12 protein-coding genes and 1 other annotated feature are annotated in these 16,690 nt (G+C 49.5%); of the genes, 9 read left to right on the top strand and 3 right to left on the bottom strand.

Going from position 1 to position 16,690, the window contains the following annotated elements:
* Positions 1-12 precede the first annotated feature (12 nt).
* Both BN6628_RS16975 and BN6628_RS16970 read right to left on the bottom strand, forming a co-directional pair.
* Positions 13-1,086, bottom strand: a complete 1,074-nt coding sequence (locus BN6628_RS16975) for a bifunctional 3-deoxy-7-phosphoheptulonate synthase/chorismate mutase (RefSeq protein WP_068619488.1) — start codon at positions 1,084-1,086, stop codon at positions 13-15.
* 60 nt (positions 1,087-1,146) lie between these two features.
* Positions 1,147-1,386: a binding site (T-box leader), on the bottom strand.
* A 112-nt stretch (positions 1,387-1,498) separates the two neighbouring features.
* Positions 1,499-2,317: a polyphosphate kinase 2 family protein gene (locus BN6628_RS16970; protein ID WP_068619486.1), complete on the bottom strand. Its 819-nt coding sequence runs from the start codon at positions 2,315-2,317 to the stop codon at positions 1,499-1,501.
* A 222-nt stretch (positions 2,318-2,539) separates the two neighbouring features.
* On the opposite strand from BN6628_RS16970, the gene BN6628_RS16965 reads away from it, so the two are divergent.
* On the top strand, positions 2,540-3,646 hold the full coding sequence (locus tag BN6628_RS16965) for an AI-2E family transporter (RefSeq protein WP_082926946.1): 1,107 nt from the start codon (positions 2,540-2,542) through the stop codon (positions 3,644-3,646).
* A gap of 438 nt (positions 3,647-4,084) precedes the next feature.
* Complete coding sequence (gene gntK, locus BN6628_RS16960) at positions 4,085-5,644, top strand: gluconokinase (protein ID WP_068622386.1); 1,560 nt, start codon at positions 4,085-4,087, stop codon at positions 5,642-5,644.
* Positions 5,645-5,679: 35 nt separating this feature from the next.
* Here gntK and BN6628_RS16955 read toward each other — a convergent pair whose 3' ends face one another.
* Positions 5,680-6,213, bottom strand: a complete 534-nt coding sequence (locus BN6628_RS16955; protein WP_068619484.1) for a hypothetical protein — start codon at positions 6,211-6,213, stop codon at positions 5,680-5,682.
* A gap of 164 nt (positions 6,214-6,377) precedes the next feature.
* Between BN6628_RS16955 and BN6628_RS16950 the strand changes: the two genes are divergently transcribed.
* From BN6628_RS16950 to BN6628_RS16920, 7 genes are all read left to right on the top strand, one after another.
* Positions 6,378-7,403, top strand: coding sequence for an FUSC family protein (locus BN6628_RS16950; RefSeq protein ID WP_068619482.1), 1,026 nt, complete (start codon positions 6,378-6,380; stop codon positions 7,401-7,403).
* 279 nt (positions 7,404-7,682) lie between these two features.
* The gene (gene helD / locus BN6628_RS16945) at positions 7,683-10,028 is read left to right on the top strand and encodes an RNA polymerase recycling motor HelD (RefSeq protein WP_068619480.1); all 2,346 of its coding nucleotides are present in this window, start codon (positions 7,683-7,685) and stop codon (positions 10,026-10,028) included.
* 91 nt (positions 10,029-10,119) lie between these two features.
* On the top strand, positions 10,120-11,364 hold the full coding sequence (locus BN6628_RS16940) for a bacillibactin exporter BcbE (RefSeq protein ID WP_068619477.1): 1,245 nt from the start codon (positions 10,120-10,122) through the stop codon (positions 11,362-11,364).
* A 115-nt stretch (positions 11,365-11,479) separates the two neighbouring features.
* Positions 11,480-12,154 carry a ribose-5-phosphate isomerase RpiA gene (gene rpiA / locus BN6628_RS16935; RefSeq protein ID WP_068619475.1) on the top strand — a complete coding sequence of 225 codons (675 nt, stop codon included), beginning with the start codon at positions 11,480-11,482 and terminating at the stop codon, positions 12,152-12,154.
* 202 nt (positions 12,155-12,356) lie between these two features.
* Entirely contained in the window at positions 12,357-12,791 is a 435-nt protein-coding gene (locus BN6628_RS16930; RefSeq protein ID WP_235847657.1) for a GNAT family N-acetyltransferase, read from the top strand.
* A gap of 269 nt (positions 12,792-13,060) precedes the next feature.
* A complete protein-coding gene (locus BN6628_RS16925) occupies positions 13,061-13,504 on the top strand; it encodes a MarR family winged helix-turn-helix transcriptional regulator (RefSeq protein ID WP_068619471.1) in 444 nt (147 codons plus the stop codon).
* Positions 13,505-16,669, top strand: a complete 3,165-nt coding sequence (locus BN6628_RS16920; RefSeq protein ID WP_068619470.1) for an MMPL family transporter — start codon at positions 13,505-13,507, stop codon at positions 16,667-16,669.
* Positions 16,670-16,690 lie beyond the last annotated feature (21 nt).

Here is a 16,690-nt window from a genome sequence, read left to right as displayed (position 1 = left end):
TTAATCCAGGGGTTAGTCTCTGAACAATCCGGAAGCACGCACGCCCTCCCAAAAGGTCAGAAACTGCGGGATATCCATCTGCTGGGCCGCATCGGACAACGCGGTCTGCGGGTCAGGATGCACCTCCACCATAATGCCGTCTGCACCTGCGGCGAGAGCTGCCTTGGCACAAGGGAGCATAATGTCCTTGCGCCCGGTGGAGTGGGTCACATCAACAAGCACAGGCAAATGGGTTTCCTGCTTGAGCAGAGGAACCGCAGAAATGTCGAGCGTATTCCGGGTCCATTTCTCATAGGTTCGGATTCCGCGCTCAATGAGCATGACCTGAGGGTTCCCGCTAACTACAATGTACTCCGCTGCATGGACGAATTCTTCCAGCGTTGCTGAAATTCCCCGCTTGAGCAGAATAGGCAGCTTGGATTCTCCGGCCGTCTTCAGCAGCTCGAAGTTATGCATGTTCCGGGCGCCGATCTGAATGACATCGATATATTGGGCGGCCAGTTCAATATGCGCCGGATGAACAATTTCGCTGATGGTGGCCAGCCCGAATTCATCCGCAACTTCTTTTAACATGCGAAGACCCTCAATACCAAGGCCTTGGAAGTCATACGGAGAGGTTCTCGGTTTGAAGGCTCCTCCCCGGATCACCTTGATTCCGGCCTCCTTAAGTGCGGAAGCGACCGTGCGGAGCTGCTCGTAAGACTCCACGGAGCAAGGGCCTGCAACCATGACTTGGGTGGTACCGCCAATTTGTGTATCCTTGAGTTCGATAACCGTATTCTCCGGTTTCTTCTTGCGGCTGACGAGGAGCTGCTTCTTGTGATCCTCTTCCTGGAGGTTCAGGGAGGCTTTGAAAATTTCCTTGAAAATATGCTTAACTGCCGCATCCTTGAATGGGCCTGGATTCTGCGCCGTCAGCTCATCAAGCATCGTGCGCTCACGAACGGGATCAAATTTGGGAATTCCTTGTTTCTCCTTCACTTCACCAATCTCTCTGGCAATTTGGGCCCGCTCATTCAGCAGGCGAAGCAGCTCAAGATTGATTCCATTAAGCTTCTCACGCAGCAGTTCTAATTGTTCATTCATGACTTATTTCTCCTTTTCTTTTGGAATTATATATTTTGAAAATAAAAAAAAGGCCGCCTATCAAGGGACGGCTTAATTAGCCGCGGTACCACCCTTGTTAGACAACCATTGTGTAATCTCGCTCAGCACGGTAACGGTGTGGGGCCGGATATCCCTACTTAGCCTGTCGTATCAGGCTGTTCAGCATATCGACTCGGGAGCGAACTTCGGCAGCGCGAGATCTGCGGGCCGCTCTCAATCTCCGGCTGGCCCGTCCCTGTCAGAACGCCTCTGCTTACTTTTCTCCGTCGCAGTCTTTGAGGACTACATGCAGTTACATGAGATTATAGGTCTTGTTGGCAAGCTTGGCAAGAGCATGGTAAGTCGCTATAAACAATTGCAGCGTTAGTGCGATAAAGGTGATGATTGTTAACTACTTGGTGTTCATATAGCGGGCCAGCTCGGAGGAAGTCGCCTGTAAGGCCGGATATTCCAGGTTTAGACCCTCCAGGGTCTGTACAAGAATCCGGAGAACCATATAATTGCGGAACCATTTCTGATTCGCAGGTATCCAGTACCAGGGAACCTGGTCTGTACTTGTGGAAGCCATCGCCTCCTCATAAGCTTGCTGGTATTGGTCCCAGTATTCCCGCTCCAGCAAATCAGCCGGGTCAAATTTCCAGAATTTACGGGGCTCCTCCATTCGTTCATGGATTTTCTGAAGCTGCTTTTCCTTGGAAATGTGAAGGAAGATTTTTATGATTTTCGTACCTTCATCGGCAAGCATGGACTCAAAATGTTTAATATGTCTCAGCCGGTGCTTTAGCGTTTCTTCTGCAGCCGTTTTATGAACCCAAGGAACCAGCACATCCTCATAATGAGAACGGTTGAAGGCGGCGATGTAACCTTTGGCTGGGGTATACTTGTGAACCCTCCAAAGGAAATCATGCGACACCTCCTCCAGGGTCGGCTTTTTGAAGCTGGTGACCTGGAAGCCCTGCGGATTGACACCCGAAAATACATGTTTGATCGTTCCATCCTTGCCGCTTGTGTCCATCCCTTGCAAAATCAACAGGACAGAGTGCTTTTTCTCGGCATAAAGCACGTCCTGCAGTTCAGCAAGCCGCTTATGGAGTCCTTCCGTTTCTTCTGCAGCTTCGTCTTTGCTTTTGAATGATCCGGTGTCAGAAGGATCGGCACTGCTTAGAGAAAATTCATGTCCTGGTTTGATCAGAAAATTTTTTAAATCCATGGCTATCACCCCTTATTGATACGTATAAACAAACTGATTGTACAATAATCATTAATCGAACCTATAAAAAATGCATCTTTATCTGAAAAATGTTGTTACTATTCAGGATTTGGCCCGTATTGATAGGAGTAACAGTTGCTATCTTGATTCGGAGCAGTGGACTGGATTAAGATGGAACCAACTACAAATATAAAAAGACGGGGTAAAAGGAGCCATAGCTTAATGAATTTTTTCAAGGAGATGTTTCAAATTGCGGGAGTCAGGAGATTTTTTGCACTCGTTTTCCTGATTCTGGTGCTGTATCTGTTCCGCAGCATGCTGAACCTGATTTTGATCACGTTTATTTTCACGTATCTGATTCACCGGCTTCACAATTTTATTATCAAGAGTACAGAGAAGACAGTCAGGCTTAACAAGACGTTTACCGTAGCATCCATCTATGTCATCATCCTCAGCCTTATGGGTTATGTCATATACAAGTATTCCCCGGTGCTCGTTGCAGAATTAAATGAACTCGTAAATCAGGTCATTTCCTTCTATAACAAGCCCCCTGTTGACATGCCGAGCAACATGATTGTCGATTATTTGATGGAATATTTGAAGAAGATCGACCTGGGCAGTTATGTGGACAAAGGGTTGGATTTCATTCTTAAGACGGTTACCGATATCGGTAAATGGGGCTTGAATCTTTTTCTTGCGATTATCCTTAGCTTGTTCTTCCTGCTTGAGAAAGAGAAGGTTGCGCGCTTCACCTCCAAATTTAGCGAGAGCAAGGCTTCTTATTTTTTTAATGAACTTCAATACTTCGGTAAGAAGTTTGTTCATTCCTTTGGTAAAGTCATTGAGGTTCAATTTTTGATCTCCCTGACGAATGCCGTACTGTCTACTATTTTCTTGTGGATTCTAGGATTCCCTAATTTGATCGCACTTGGAGTAATGATCTTCCTTCTTGGTCTGGTTCCGGTTGCGGGCGTGTTTGTCTCGTTGATTCCGCTGTGTGCCATAGCGTTTAAGATCGGCGGCATTACTAAAATTATCTACGTGCTGGTTATGATTGTCGTACTCCATGCGATTGAGGCGTACTTCCTTAATCCGAAGTTCATGTCCTCAAAGACGCATCTTCCTATCTTCTACACGTTCACCATCCTTCTGGTGTCCGAACACTTCTTCGGAGTATGGGGGCTGATCGTCGGTATCCCAATGTTCATGTTCATGCTTGATATTCTGGAGGTTCCAGTAGGTGTAGGCGTTCAAGCATCCGTTCAGGCGGCGGTGCCTGTCATTGAGGATGAGGGCAAGAACAAATCGAAGAACAGGCCGTTAGACTAACTTCATCGTTTGATCAACACTAAATAATGAAGACCCGATCCATAGACCGGTGCTGCGGTCAGATCAGGTCTTCATTATTTTTATTTTGGCGTCGTAGAAGCGTTGAAAACGTTGAAATTCCTATCCCCTTTTCAGTACAATTCAAATAGATAAAAACGGCAGGTGAGGAGGAGGGCCAAGATGAGAGCTTCCGTGGATAGTATGACTAGCGGAGCCTCGTTTCGGGTAACAGGTCATATATGTGGGGCAAAACGACAAGTGGATACATAAAGTTGAATGGATTTTCATGCAGATCAAAGAGATTGCCCTGATGCTTAAATTTGAAGATCCCCCTGTAATTCTCCAGGAGATTCAAGCGGTTTACCGGAATTTCGGCTAACCGCTACCGGGGCAGCATTTAATTATGAGGAAGATGATAGGAGAGCGGTCACAATGACGATGCAGCAAAATGAAGCTGTTCTGGGATTAGATATTGGCACGACTAGCCTGAAGGCCGTGTTATTCGGCCAGCGTGGCCGTGTGGTGGCATCCAGCACGATCGAGTATCCATTAACCCATCCGAAACCGGATTACGCAGAACAGGACCCTGAACACATTCTTCAGGTACTGATTGAATCCGTAAGGCGGGTACAGAAAGAGAGCAAGGCTAAGGGCTATACCATTAAGTCAATTGGATTCAGTACAGCGATGCACTCCCTGATCGCCATGGATGCCCAGGACATCCCCTTAACCCCGGTTATAGTCTGGACGGACAACCGGAGTATTAAACAGGCAGACAAGCTGAAGAATGAGCTTGGCGGTCACGAAATATACCGGCGTACGGGAACACCTATTCACCCTATGTCGCCTTTAGCCAAAATACTATGGATGAAAGAGGAGGATCCGGGCACATTCAGCCGGACCCGAATGTTCGCAGGAATCAAGGAGTTTGTACTGCACAGGTTGTTTGGCAAGTACCTGAGCGATTACTCCATTGCTTCAGGTACCGGGCTTATGAGGTTAGAAACCTTGGATTGGGACCAGGAAGTGCTGGAACTGCTCGGAATCAGCCGTGAGCAATTGCCTGAGCTTGTGCCAACTACCCAGGTGCTGACGGGAATAAAGGCCTCCTACGCCGTTGAAATGGGCATTCCCGCGGATATCCCTTTCGTAGTCGGGTCAGCAGATGGAGCCTTGGCTAACCTGGGCGTAGCGGCAACCTCTGCCGGGGAAGTCGCTGTTACGATTGGTACGAGCGGAGCTATTCGAACCGTAACAGATAAACCCGTAACGGACGAGAAGGGCCGCACGTTCTGTTATGCATTTCCCGATGACAAGTGGATTGTGGGAGGGCCGACAAACAATGGGGGGATTATGCTGCGTTGGCTCCGGGACCAGTTCGCAACCCCTGAGATTGAGGTTGCCCGTAAGCTGGGAATAGACCCATACGATCTCATGATTAAGTATGCCGAGAAGGTGCCAGCGGGTTCGGAGGGCTTATTGTTCCTTCCTTTCCTTACGGGTGAGCGGGCTCCGTATTGGAACGCGAACGCGAGAGGAACCTTCTTTGGAATCAGCCTGAGACACCAGCGGGAGCATTTCATTCGTGCGGTTCTGGAAGGCGTGGTGCTTGGGTTATTCTCTGTCGGTGTGGCGCTCCGCGATATGACAGGACCCGCCAAAGAGATTATTGCTTCCGGTGGATTTGCCCGTTCTCCCGTCTGGCGTCAGATTCTCTCAGACGTGATGGGCAAGGAGCTGCTCGTTCCAGAGGTGGCCGACGCCTCGGCCATGGGGGCCGCCGTGCTTGCTCTTTATGCGATAGGCGACATGGATTCCCTGGCAGAGAGCCGTTCCTGGGTGCGTATCTCACACCGGCATGAGCCGGACCTTAAGAATAGTGAAGTCTACCTGCAGCTCTATTATATGTATGAGCGTTTATACAGCAAACTTAAAGATGAATTTGATATTATGGCGGAGTTCCAGCGAAGTGGCGGGTTTGGGACAGAACGGGATTAATAAGATGAGCTGCCCAGCGGGCAGCTCAAGTAAGGTTATTGTCCAGAAGTTTTCTGGTTAACTTGATTCTGGTGTGAACGAAAGTCTGGCGTGCTGCCGGGTTTATCCGGGATGGACTTGCAGCTGCGGTTGACCGCTTTTTGAATTTTGCCGGGTAGCATGGCTTTGAACTTGTCAGCCTTGTCTTGGCTGAGCTTTCCGTCTTTGACACTCTGGTCAATTCTTGCTGTAATGGAGGTCTGCAGCCTGCCCACATATTCGGCTTCGCTCCAGCCCTTCTTTTTGCTGGCGATCTGAAGCAAGGTCCTGCCTTGTTTGAGCTCAGCAACGAGTTCCTCCTGTTTAACCCCAAGAAGCTCGGAGGTCTCGCGGACCAAATGACGGTAGAAGTGGCCAGGGTGCCTTCCGTGTCTGCCTTCGGTCTGGTTCAAATCAGTTCCCGGTTGTCTAATGGCATAAGGCTCGCTTAAAGCGGAGACTTTGCCCGCGAATGCGCTCCATGCGGCACCTGCGGTAAGCAGTATAACCGCCAGGGCACGAAGCAGCTGGGATATATTATGCTTGTTCATAGTAGTTTCCACCTTTTCTTGTTGAAGTATGGTGAGCCGTTTGCAGTGGGACATTAGTAAGTGTGGACAACAATACATAATTCATAAACCGGTCAGATTTAAATTTTGCATTAATTTTAGGGTAATGATGTTAATAGCAGCCCAAGGAATAGGAGGGATGGCCTTTGACGTTTGGAGCGAGAATGCTGAAGACCGGGATCGCGGTGACTTTGGCTTTATATTTAAGCGTCTGGCTGAATTTGCCTTCACCGGTTATTGCCGCGGTCGCTGCCATTTTTGCGATGCAGCCCTCCATCTACCGGTCATGGAGATATCTGATTGATCAACTTCAGACGAATACCCTCGGAGCAATTTTAGCGATGCTTGCAGGAACCGTCTTCTCCAAAGAGCCGATTGCAGTGGGATTGGTATGTATTCTGGTTATCATGATCTGTCTTAAGCTGAACATGGGAGACACAATAGGGATTACCTTGGTCACGGTGGTTGCCGTGATGGAGGCGTCAGGCCAGTGGCAGTTCGCGCTGAACCGTTTTGTGCTCAGTCTGGTGGGGATCGTCTCGGCCTTCGTAATCAACATGGCGGTATTCCCTCCTAAGCCCCGCGTCCAGTTCGTCAGTCAGATCCGGCAGACCTTCAACCAGCTGTCTCTGCTGCTTAGAACGGTTATCTCTGACGAGATTAAAGAGGCGGTATTCCGTAAGGAGAAACGGGAGCTTGAGGATTCCATCAATTCACTTGGAGATAAATTCAAGCTGATGGAAGAAGATTTAAAGAAGCTGAAGACACCGAAATTCAGTGACAGCCGCAAGCTGGTAGTCTATAAGCAGATGCTGAATACCCTGCGCAAAGGCTACGAAGTGCTGGACGCAGTAGAACAGCATTATTTCCAGGCGGTCAGACCCGAATCCATTAATCAGGAGTTCGATGCCCATTTGGAAAGGCTGATCCGGTTTCACGAGCATATCCTGCTTAAGTTCGATGACAAGCTTAAACCGAATTTTCTGGAGGCCGAGCTTCTGGAACAGGAGAACGATGATTTTCTGAGAAGAATGCTGGATCATTACGCGGAGAAAAGAGTCGGGGTGCTCAGACTTTCGATTGTGTCAGCGGAAATGTATGACTACGGACACCAGCTTGAGCGTCTCAACCGGCTGTCTGATCATTCGTCAATCTCACCGGATGAGAGCTGAGCTTCCTGAAGTCGCTATAGCTCCTCTCCGTAGATATTAACCAGTAATATGAAACAACACAAAAAGTCCCGCCTGAGGCGGGACTTTACTTTATAAGTCATAACCAGAAGTATCACGACATACTGCACGGTGGTCCGAAATTGATTTATAACCAAAAAGCTGGTAAAATAAAAAATGGACTCAACACATATATGAATCCATAGAAATCCTAGATAAATTTTAGCACATATTAATGAGATTGTCAATAGGGAGTTTGTACAGGAAAAGGGGCGAATTCACTTGAGTATTACGGAGCAGGATTGGAAGGATGAGCAACAGCGTGTTAATGACGTCACCTCACTCATTTCAACACGGATTAAGCGGCTGGAACATGAGGTTGGAAATGTCCGTGGCGATGTAGTGGAAATGCGTAAGGATTTCTGGGATGAGGTCACCATGAACTTTAGTGAAGCGGATGATGTCGGTGAGACGTCCACAAGCCTGCGGCAGCAATCTGAAATTCTCTCCGACCGGGAGCGCAGCCATCTTCATGCTTATGCGGCCCTTGGCAAAATGAAGCGGCTGTTGCAGTCTCCTTATTTTGGCCGGATTGATTTCACAGAGAACGGTGAGGGAACCGAGTCCATCTATTTGGGTATTGCTTCCCTTCTTGATGACGGGGATGAACAATTCCTTGTATATGACTGGCGGGCCCCCATTTCGAATCTGTATTATGACAGCACGCCCGGTCCAGCTTCATATGAGACTCCCTCGGGAGAGATCAGCGGGAATATTGAGCTTAAGCGGCAGTATGTGATCCGGGATAGCGATATCAAGCTGATGTTCGACACCGGGGTAACGATCGGGGATGAACTGCTGCAGGAGGTTCTCAGCCGTTCCTCGGACGCGCAGATGAAAAGTATCGTTGCGACCATCCAGAAGGAGCAGAACCGGATTATCCGCAATGACCGCAGCCGCATGCTGATTGTTCAGGGGGCGGCGGGAAGTGGTAAAACTTCAGCAGCGCTTCAGCGTGTGGCCTATCTGCTGTATAAATACCGGGAGCAGCTTACGGCTGAGCAGGTCATTCTGTTCTCTCCTAATCCTATGTTCAACAGTTATGTATCCACGGTACTGCCGGAGCTGGGTGAGGAGAATATGCGGCAGACCACGTTCCAGGAATATTTGGAGCACCGGATCGGCAGGGAATTTCAGCTCGAAGATCCTTTTGTCCAACTGGAATATGTCTTGTCAAGATACGATGACCCGGATTTCGAACACCGGATTGCAGGTATACGTTATAAATCCTCCCAGCAGTATTACAATGTGATTAACAAATATAAAGAGATGCTGGAGAAGAAGCTGATGCAGTTCAGGCCGCTAAGATTCCAGGGCCAGGAAGTGGTTAGTGCTGCGGCGATTCAGGAGCGGTTCTATGCGTTTGACCCGTCGGTCAAATTGGCGAACCGGTGTGAATTGCTGAAGGAATGGCTGCTGAAAGAACTTGCCGCTTTCGCCAAGGGTGAGCTTCAGGCTCCATGGGTGGAGGGGCAGATTCAGCTGCTGGATAGTGAAGAATATCAGCGGGCTTATCAGCGGATGCGGCGCAAGAACCGCTCTAAGAGTGAGTCATTCAGCGATTATGATGACGAGAAGACTATTTTGGCCAAAATGGTTGTCAGCACCCGGTTGAAGCCGCTGCGCAAGTGGGTCAAGGCGCTTCGGTTCGTGGATGCCAAGAAGCTGTACGCCCAGCTGTTTGAACAGCCGGAAGTGATGAAGGAGCTTAACGGGGGAACACTCCCTGAGTATTGGGCCGAGATCAGCAGTTATACGCTGGATAAGCTTAAACAGTCAGAGCTTGCTTATGAGGATGCGACCCCTATGCTGTATTTAAAAGAGCTGGTACTTGGCTTCCGCTCAAATACTTCAATCAGACATGTCTTTATTGACGAAGCTCAAGATTACGCTCCGTTTCAGTTGTTCTTCCTGAAAAGGCTCTTTCCAAGGGCGAAGATGACTGCGCTGGGTGATCTGAATCAGGCCATTTATGCCCATGCGTCCGTGCTGCAGCAGTCTTCAGTCCTGGCGGATTTGTACGGAGAGCAGGAGAGTGAGCAGATCGTCTTGACCCGGAGCTACAGATCTACGAAAGAGATTGTAGAGTTTACGCGCGGCATGATCCCTGGCGGGGAACGTATCCAGCCATTTAACCGGAGCGGAGACATGCCGCAAGTCCGCTGTGTGGCTGATAATAATGAGCTTCACACTTTAATACACCAAGATATCGAAAATCTCCGTGAACAGGGTTATGAGACCATCGCGGTGATTTGTAAGACAGCTGCAGAAAGTCTGGAGGCATATGAAGCGCTTAAGGAAATCCCTTTCATTAAGCTGATCAAGAAGACAACCTTGAATTTCGAACGGGGGATTCATGTTATCCCGGCCTATCTGGCAAAAGGGGTAGAGTTTGACGCCGTCCTGATCTACGATGGTTCCTCATCGGCTTATGCCCGTGAGACGGAACGGAAGCTATTCTATACGGCCTGCACGCGTGCCATGCATTTGCTGCATATTTACTCAGTTGGAGAATTCAGCTCCTTCATTACAGATACAGAAGCAGGTACGTATCTTACGGCTGATTAATCATGTTCTCCGCTGAATATTCTCTATGCTAATCATCCACAATAACAGGTATCCGAGCCCTGCTCGTCATCTGAAAGGTGGTCCGAAAAGCATGGATAACAAAAAAGGGGATCTGATTGCGCTTGCTTCCATTCCGCTCATCATGACCCTTGGTAATTCAATGCTTATTCCCATTCTTCCGGAGATTTCCCGGAAGCTTCACGTGAGCTCTTTTCAAGTCAGTATGCTGATTACAGTTTACGCCGTTGTAGCTATCATTCTCATTCCGATTGCCGGTTACTTGTCTGACAAATTCGGCAGAAAAGCGGTGATTATACCAAGCCTGATTATTACCGCGCTTGGCGGTGGGGTATCCGGGGCCGCTCCATGGTTCGGAGATGGGATGATGGTGTATTGGATTATTCTGGGAGGAAGGTTCCTTCAAGGTATTGGGGCGGCCGGGGCATTCCCCATTGTCATTCCTCTCGTCGGGGACATGTTCGAGGATGAGGAAGATGTCAGCAAAAGCCTGGGATTGATTGAGACCTCCAATACGTTCGGCAAGGTGTTAAGTCCGATTCTTGGAGCTCTGCTGGGCGCCTGGTTGTGGTATCTCCCGTTTCTGACGATTCCTGCTCTTTGTCTGATTGCCCTGCTGCTTGTGATTTTCTTGGTGAAATCACCGAAGCGGCGGGAGGAGGTGCCCTCGCTGGGTTCCTTCCTTCATTCAGTAAAAGGGATTTTGAAGGAGAAGGGACGCTGGCTGTATGCCATCTTCGCCATCGGCGGAATCTGCATGTTTCTCTTGTTTGGGGTTTTATTCTATCTGTCGGAGCAGCTTGAGACCAAGCATCATCTGGATGGTGTGCTAAAAGGGCTGGTGCTGGCGATTCCTCTTGCGGCCCTGTGCCTGGCCTCATATATCACAGGTAAGAAAATCGGTAAAAATAAGGTGTTAATGAAATGGTCCAGTGTGATCGGCATGGTGCTGTCGACGGCCTCCTTATTCGGCATCAGCATGTTCAATAACATCTATTTCGTGATTTCGTGTCTGATTATATGTGGTGCAGGAATTGGAATTGTGCTGCCTTGTACGGACAGCCTGATCACAGAGGGAATCGAGAAGCAGCAGCGGGGGACGATCACTTCGCTTTACAGCAGCATGCGGTTTATCGGGGTCTCTTTAGGTCCCCCGGTCGTCTCACTGCTCATTAAAACTACACATATGACCATGTTTTTTGTTATAGCTGGTGTATCCCTTGTTGCGGTGGTTCTGATTCTGTTCGCCATCAGACCTACACCGGACAAGGAGGGAGAGCCTCCTATTAGAAGAAGACATGCGATCCATCAACCTTAACTAGTCTTAGAGCCTGCCGCGAGCAGGCTCTTATTATATGATTGAAGGGTGCCCAGGCCCTTAGAGTTTTGGTATGATAGGAACGTGTGAATCTACATACCGGGAGGACGAGAGAATGAACGGAAAGCAAGCTGCGGGCTATTTGGCCGCCGGATGGGTGGAAGACGGAATGAAAGTTGGCCTGGGTACGGGGTCAACGGCTTATTTTGCGATTGAAAAGCTGGGGGAACGGGTGGCCTCCGGTTTGCGTATTAAGGCGATAGCCACCTCCAAGGCTTCAGAGGATCTTGCGCGTAAATTTAATATCCCGCTGCTTCAAGCTTCAGAGGTGAAGAGACTGGATATTGCCATAGATGGAGCGGACGAGCTTGACGCCGCTTTGAATTTGATTAAAGGCGGGGGAGCTGCCCTGCTGCGGGAAAAATTGGTTGCAAAGCACAGTGACCGTTTCATTGTGGTGGCCGACGGCAGCAAGGTGGTTGACCGGCTTGGGGCATTTAAACTGCCGATTGAAGTAGTGCCATTCTGTTATGAATGGACACTGGGCAGCCTTCAGGAGCGCTATGATGTGCCGTTTGCCCTCCGGGTAAAGGAAGGGCAGACTGTTGTAACAGATAACGGCAATTATATTATTGATGCGGCGTTTGGACAGATCGCTTCCCCAAGGCAGCTTGCAGAGGAATTGAAGCAGATGACAGGCATTGTTGATCACGGTCTATTTATCGGGATTGCTGAACAGGCTGTGGTCGGTTATGAGGACGGACATACGGAGATCATCAAAGCGAATTAGCTTTGCCGAAATGGACAAGAGGACCGATGAATTTGTCGATCCTCTTTTTGCTTGTTCTTAATCGTGCGGGTTGAATGGGATAATTCGAGTTGCAAGTTGACGGGTTAAGTTTCTGCAAAAATTCACTTTAGATATTTGTCCGGGTTTCATTCATGGAGTAAACTATACAGGTGTGTTCGGACACTTGATAAAAGGGGGCGGAATGATGTTGTTGGATGTAAAGAAGCAGGTAGCAAGTCCGGAAATTAGCCAGCTGCTGGAATTTGCGGTGTATCCCGATGAAGAAGCCTTGTCTAAGGCGATTCAGAGGTACGAGAGAGAAGAAGATTTGGAACTTTATGCGCTCAAGGATGAGGATGAGCTGATCGGCATCATTGGTTTCCAGATCGATGAGGAGCGAGCTTTGACGATAACCCACTTGGCGATTTCACCCGAGCACAGGGATCAGGGCTATGGCCGGGGGATTATTCTTGAGGTTTTATATGCGAAGGAGCCCGAACGAATTATTGCTGAGACAGATGAGGATGCGGTTGATTTCTACAGAAGCATTGGCTTTGAGATTGTCAGTCTAGGCCGCCTTGATCATGGAGTAGAACGCTTCCGCTGCACTTATGAGACCGAGCCTCAGGAGGATTAACAGGCGGGTATATGCGGAAATTGGTTCTTTTATACAGGAAGCCGGTCTATAATTGAATAGAAAGCTCTTGCAGCTGTTATAGATTTAGGCTGCATGTTACTTGGAACCAGCAGGAGTGTGTGTGAACACGATCTTGTTGGTTCTTTTGCTGTGAGACGGAAGAGGTACAAGGGGAAAATTTGACTTTTGGGCAGAGTGGAATTATAGTTCTATTATCGAACTGTTTCATAGGTGAATTACCTAGGAGATAAAGAAAGAGGGAGTGGTGTATGCAGCAGCCCAAACAATTGATTGACCGGTATGTTACGGCCTTATCAACGGTAACCAAACGGTTGAATTATGAGATCACCAAGGTGGTTCAGGATGACATGACCGTCGATCAGTATCAGATCATGTATTACATCAATGCGCAAGAGAGATGTACCTCTACTGTGCTTGCAGACGCCTTTTGTGTGGGCAAAAGCTCCATTACTGCAATCATCACCAGGCTCGTGGATCGAGGGCTGATTGAGCGTACACGGGATGAGGATGACCGGAGGCTGATCTATCTGTCGCTGACCGACCATGGGCGGGAGGTTTATGACAAGGCAGACCGGAAGGTGCAGGATATGGTCTCCAGCTATCTTACTCATTTCAACCAGGATGAGGTCGAATCTTTTATTGGTACATTTGAAAAATTAGCCCGTCTGGTCGGGGAAGGGAGTAAGGAGTAAATGCGATTCATATTAAAGGCCAGATGGTGGATCATCCTCCTCTGGGTTGCTGCCGCGGTCGGCTTAATGCTTACAGCGCCCTCTATGTCAGATCTGGTCCGCCAGAAGGGGAATCTGTCGGTGCCGGCCGGTTATTCCTCATCGGAGGCTTCGGAGATTATGAAGGAGCTCTCCGCCATGAAGGGTGGGGGGAAGGAGACTCAAATTGCGCTGGTCTTCCATGAGGACAGCCCTATAAGCCAGAGCGGCAAGGATACGGTAAAAGAGGGAATCGAGAAGCTGAACGCTTCCAAAGACAAGATCGGCATTGTCTCGATCACAGATCCTTTCTCCACGCCGGATGCGGCTGACAAAATGATCTCCAAAGATGGCAAGACAATTCTGACGGCGATTTCCGTTAACCATGACGAACGCAAGCTGAAGGATATTGAGCAGGATATCCGCAGCACCCTGGCTTCTGTGAAGGTCAAGCATTATTTGACAGGCCAGGAGCAGATCAATGAGGACACGGTGGCCAGCTCCGAAAGCGGGCTTAAGAAATCCGAATATTTTACGGTTATTTTCATTTTATTGATTCTGTTTGTAATCTTCCGTTCATTTGTGGCGCCGTTTATTCCACTGCTCACTGTGGGGCTCAGCTATGTGGTGTCCCAGTCCGTGGTGGCTTATCTGGTAGATTCATTTGATTTCCCGCTCTCGACATATACCCAGATCTTTATGGTGGCGGTTATGTTCGGGATCGGTACCGACTATTGTATTCTTCTGATCAGCCGGTTCAAGGAAGAGCTTCAGCATACAGATGACAAATGGGAGGCCATTGTGGCAACCTACCGCACAGCGGGAAGAACCGTGTTCTTCTCCGGACTTGCGGTGCTTGTCGGATTCGCGGCCATAGGCTTATCCAAATTCATTCTGTATAAGTCAGCGGTTGCCGTGGCCGTTGGGGTCGCTGTGATGCTGATTGCGCTGTTGACCGTAGTGCCTTTCTTCATGGCGGTTCTCGGCACAAAGATTTTCTGGCCAGCCAAAGGCTCGCTTGAGCATAAGGAGAATAAGCTGTGGGGCGCATTTGGCATGCTGTCCCTCAAGCGTCCTTGGGCGGCTATGCTGCTGGTTGTGATCTTTACGGTTCCTTTCCTGCTGACCTATAGCGGCAAGGTTTCGTTTAACAGTATGGAGGAGATTGGGGACAGCTATGAATCGGTTAAAGCTTTCAACATTATCTCGGACAGCTTTGAGCCGGGAGAATCTCTGCCAACCTCGATCGTAATTAAAAATAATGAACGTATGGACTCTGCGGAATACATGGCCCTCGCCGAGAAGATCAGCCGCGAGGTTAAAGAAGTGGATGGCGTTGCCAGTGTGCGCGGCCTCAGCCGCCCAACTGGGGATGAAGTGAAGGACTTCCAGCTGACTGAGCAGGTGAAGACGGTTGGCGAAGGACTCGGGAAAGGCAACGAGGGTCTGAATACGATTCAGGAAGGCCTGTCCAAGGCAGGGAATTCCCTTAGCGAAAACGAGCCGAAGTTGAAGGAAGCGGCAGCCAGCACAGGCAAGCTTGTGGAGGGTACCGCGAAGCTGAAGAATGGGATCAGCCAGCTCAGCAGCGGGCTGTCCGCCATTGAGAAAGGTATCCGCAGTGGTTCTACTGGCGCGGGACAGCTTAAAAATGGGCTTCAGCAGGCGAAGAAAAGCGCCCAGCAGCTTGCTGCTGCGCAGAAGCAGCTGCTTGGAGCCTACCAGCAAATTGGCCAGGGAATAGGCTCTATAAGCGGGGGACTTGCCCAGGTGAATGAACAGCTGAGCGGCGCTGCCCAGGGACTTACCGGTCTTAGCGGCAAGTTCAGCAGCCTGGAGAGCAAATATCCTGAGCTGGCCAAGGACCCGGATTACCTGACGATTCGTGGTACGGTGACCGAAACGGGCAAAGGCATGGCCCAAATGGCAGCTGGCCTCAAACAGCTCCAAGGCTCTCTGGAGCAGGCAGCAGGCGGGCTGAAGCAGGCCAATGAAGGCCTGGCTAAAGCGGCGGGCGGCCAATCTCAGCTGGCAGGCGGATTTGACCAGCTGATCAGCGGAATTAGCGCCCTCGAGAAGGGTCTGAACCAGGCAGCCTCAGGTCAAGGTCAAATTATCGGCAAGATTCCGGACGTGGTCAGCGGCCTCTCCCAAATTGAGAACGGCCAGAAGCAGGTTCAAACCGGATTCAGCCAGTTCTCCGGGCAGATTTCGAAGCTGACCGACGGCCTGAACCAGAGTGCTGACGGCATTGCGAAGGTATCTGGCGGTATCGATTCGGCTAAGGATTATCTGAATCAGGTTGGCGGCTCCAACAACGGGCTCAGCGGCTTCTATGTGCCGGATGAGGCACTCAATAACAAAGACATGGCGAAGCTGTTTGATACGTATTTGTCCAAGGACCGCAAGATTATGACGCTGGACGTTGTATTCTCAGATAATCCTTATGGGACCAAGGCGATTAATGAAGTCGACGAGATTAAAGCAGCGGTGAACCGTGCCGTAGACGGAACCAAGCTGGCCAAAGCGGATATTGCGTTTGGCGGTGTATCCAGCTCCTTCAACGATCTGAAGAACATTTCCAATGAGGACTATACACGGACGGTAATCCTGATGCTGGCCGGGATCTTCATCATTCTGGTGCTGCTCCTGCGCTCCATCATTATGCCTCTGTATCTCATTGCATCGCTTGTGCTTACTTTCTATACCTCTCTTGGGGTAACAGAGCTCATCTTTGTCAAAATCATAGGGATATCGGGTATCAGCTGGGCGACGCCGTTCTTCGGCTTTGTTATTCTCGTTGCACTCGGAATTGACTACAGTATCTTCCTGATGGACCGGTTTAACGAGAATAAACACTGGAATGTGGGAGATGCCATCCTGCATGCCATGAAGAACATGGGCACGGTCATTCTGTCCGCAGCGGTCATCCTCGGGGGGACCTTTGCTTCCATGTATCCTTCAGGTGTCATGTCCATGCTCCAGATCGCAACCGTGGTTCTGACGGGTCTGGCTCTCTATTCTCTGGTTATTCTGCCGTTCTTCGTCCCTGTGATGGTAAGAACGTTCGGCAATGCGAACTGGTGGCCGTTTCCGCGCAAGTCTGAAGCGGGTACGGGATCGGAACACAGCAGCCTCAAGCTATAGTGGATTGAAATGAAAAACCGG

This window comes from Paenibacillus tuaregi, assembly GCF_900086655.1.
Taxonomy (GTDB): Bacteria; Bacillota; Bacilli; order Paenibacillales; family Paenibacillaceae; genus Fontibacillus; species Fontibacillus tuaregi.
This window is presented reverse-complemented; position numbering and strand designations above follow the sequence as displayed.

Coding starts and splice junctions, on each gene's coding strand:
- BN6628_RS16920 (WP_068619470.1), top strand. CDS start 13,505: ATGCGATTCATATTAAAGGCCAGATGGTGGATCATCCTCCTCTGGGTT.
- gntK (WP_068622386.1), top strand. CDS start 4,085: ATGCAGCAAAATGAAGCTGTTCTGGGATTAGATATTGGCACGACTAGC.
- BN6628_RS16965 (WP_082926946.1), top strand. CDS start 2,540: ATGAATTTTTTCAAGGAGATGTTTCAAATTGCGGGAGTCAGGAGATTT.
- rpiA (WP_068619475.1), top strand. CDS start 11,480: ATGAACGGAAAGCAAGCTGCGGGCTATTTGGCCGCCGGATGGGTGGAA.
- BN6628_RS16970 (WP_068619486.1), bottom strand. CDS start 2,317: ATGGATTTAAAAAATTTTCTGATCAAACCAGGACATGAATTTTCTCTA.
- BN6628_RS16925 (WP_068619471.1), top strand. CDS start 13,061: ATGCAGCAGCCCAAACAATTGATTGACCGGTATGTTACGGCCTTATCA.
- BN6628_RS16975 (WP_068619488.1), bottom strand. CDS start 1,086: ATGAATGAACAATTAGAACTGCTGCGTGAGAAGCTTAATGGAATCAAT.
- BN6628_RS16940 (WP_068619477.1), top strand. CDS start 10,120: ATGGATAACAAAAAAGGGGATCTGATTGCGCTTGCTTCCATTCCGCTC.
- BN6628_RS16955 (WP_068619484.1), bottom strand. CDS start 6,213: ATGAACAAGCATAATATATCCCAGCTGCTTCGTGCCCTGGCGGTTATA.
- BN6628_RS16930 (WP_235847657.1), top strand. CDS start 12,357: ATGATGTTGTTGGATGTAAAGAAGCAGGTAGCAAGTCCGGAAATTAGC.